The following is a 2,501-nucleotide window of genomic DNA, read 5'->3' on the forward strand; positions in this document are numbered from 1 at the left end:
CGGTTCCCGGTGTTCGCCGAGGCGTTCGACGCGGTCGTCGCCGCGCTGGACGCCGAGCTGGAGCCGGCAGACGGCGGCACGCTGCGCGAGGTGATGTGGGCTGCCGACAACGGGGAGTCCGGTCGCCTGGACGAGACCGGCTGGACCCAGCCCGCGCTCTTCGCGGTCGAGGTCGCGGCGCACCGGCTCGTGGAGTCGTGGGGTGTGCGGCCGGACCTGGTGGCCGGGCACTCGATCGGCGAGATCGCCGCGGCGCACGTGGCCGGGGTGTTCTCGCTGGCCGACGCGGCCCGCCTCGTGGCGGCGCGGGCCCGTCTGATGCAGGCGCTCCCGACCGGCGGCGCGATGATCGCGGTGCAGGCGAGGGCGGACGAGGTCACCCCGCTGCTCACCGGTGACGTCGCGATCGCGGCGGTGAACGGGCCGGCCTCGGTGGTGGTGTCCGGCACCGAGGACGCCGTGCTGGCCGTCGGGACCCGGCTCGCCGAGCAGGGCAGGCGGACCACCAGGCTGCAGGTGTCGCACGCGTTCCACTCGCCGCTGATGGACCCGATGCTCGAGGGGTTCCGGGCGGTCGCCGAGCGGCTGACCTATGCCGAGCCGGTGGTGCCTGTGGTGTCGAACCTGACCGGTGCGCTCGCGCGGCCGGGTCAGCTGTGCGATCCGGAGTACTGGGTGCGTCACGTCCGCGAGACCGTCCGCTTCGCCGACGGTCTCGCGTCGCTGGACGCCGCGGGCGTCACCGCCTACCTGGAGATCGGACCGGACGGGGTCCTGTCGGCACTGGCCGCACAGACCGTCCCGGAGGGCGCCGTCACGGTGCCCCTGCTGCGCCGCGACCGCGACGAGGAGACGACCGCGCTCACCGCGCGGGCGCAGCTGCACGCTGCCGGGCGCACCGGCGGCTGGCACGACCTGTTCACCGGGACCCGGCCGGCCCGTGTCGACCTCCCGACGTACGCGTTCCAGCACCAGTGGTTCTGGCCGGCGGCCCGGACCGCGGACGGCGACGTCCGCGCGGCCGGGCTCGGCGCGCCCGAGCACCCGCTGCTCGGCGCCGCCGTGGAGCTCGCGTCCGGCGGGGGAGTGGTGTTCACCGGACGGCTGTCCCGCGGCTCGCACCCGTGGCTGGTCGACCACACGGTGCTGGGGCACGTACTGGTCCCCGGCACGGCGCTGCTCGACATGGCGATCCGGGCCGGTGACCAGGTCGGATGCGACCGGGTCGAGGAGCTGACCCTGGCCGCCCCGCTGGCCCTGCCCGAGCAGGGGGCCCTGCAGCTGCAGGTGACCGTCGACGCGCCGGACCCCGACGGGAACCGGGCCATCGGCATCCACTCCCGGCCGGAGGGCGCGGGCGAGGACGCCTGGACCCGGCACGCGGCCGGTGCGCTGGCGCCGGCCGGTCCCGCCGCCCCCCTCGGGGCGGACGCGGCGGTGTGGCCGCCGCCGGACGCCGTCGAGATCGACACGGAGGGCTGCTACGACACCTTCGCCGACGCCGGCTTCGTCTACGGCCCGGTGTTCCGCGGCCTGCGCGCAGCCTGGCGCCGTGGCGAGGAGCTCTTCGCCGAGGTCGAGCTCCCCGACGGCGCCGGTGGCACCGACGGGTTCGGCCTGCATCCGGCCCTGCTCGACGCGGCACTGCACGTGTCGCTGCTGGCGGCACTCGCTTCCGACGGCACCGGCGGCACCGGCGGCGGGGCGTTGCCCTTCTCCTGGTCCGGGGTGTCGCTGATGGCCGGCGGAGCCGCAGCCCTGCGGGTGCGGATCGCGCCGAGCGCGGACGGTGTCCTGTCGGTGCGGGCCGTCGACGGGGCCGGTGCGCCGGTCGTGACCGTCGAGGCCCTGCACACCCGGCAGGTCGGCGCCGAACAGCTGCGTGCCGCCCGGACCGACCGTGACGCGCTGTTCGGGCTGGACTGGACGGTCGTCGACGCCGCGGAGGGGGCCGCTCCCGTGGTCGCCGTCCTCGGGGCCGACCCGTTCGGGCTGGCCGGGGCGGTGCCGGACGCCGTGCAGGTCGACGACCTGGCCACACTCGTGTCGGCCACGGACCCGGTGCCGGACGTGGTGCTGTTCCCGGTCGCGGCCGAGCCGGGCGTCACCGGGCGGCCCGAGGAGGTGCGCGCCTGCACCGTCCGGGTCCTGGAGCAGCTCCAGCGGTGGCTCGCCACCGAGGAGCTCGCGACGGCCCGGCTGGTGGTCGTCACCCGTGGCGCCGTCACGGTGGACGACGGCGGTGTCGGCGACCTGCCGGCCGCCGCGGTCCGTGGTCTGGTCCGGTCGGCGTCCCACGAGAACCCGGGCACCTTCGGGCTGCTCGACCTCGACCCGGACGCAGCCGGCACGGATTTCTCCGGGTTGGCCGCGGCGCTGACCGCGCTCGCCACCGAGCCCGAGCTGGCGGTGCGCGACGGCGCGCTGCGCGCCCCGCGCCTGGCCCGGATCGCCGCGACGCACGAGCAGCCCGATGGATCCGACGCGCGCCCGGCCCTGCG

The 2,501-nt window shown here is 76.7% G+C and carries 1 protein-coding gene; it reads left to right on the forward strand.

The window, feature by feature from the left end; genetic code table 11:
- The coding region (locus GTW08_RS09585) for an acyltransferase domain-containing protein (RefSeq protein ID WP_161151784.1) at positions 1–2,501 on the forward strand (2,501 nt) is incomplete at both ends.

The sequence above is a fragment of the Pseudonocardia sp. SID8383 genome (assembly GCF_009864975.1).
GTDB lineage: Bacteria > Actinomycetota > Actinomycetes > Mycobacteriales > Pseudonocardiaceae > Pseudonocardia > Pseudonocardia alni.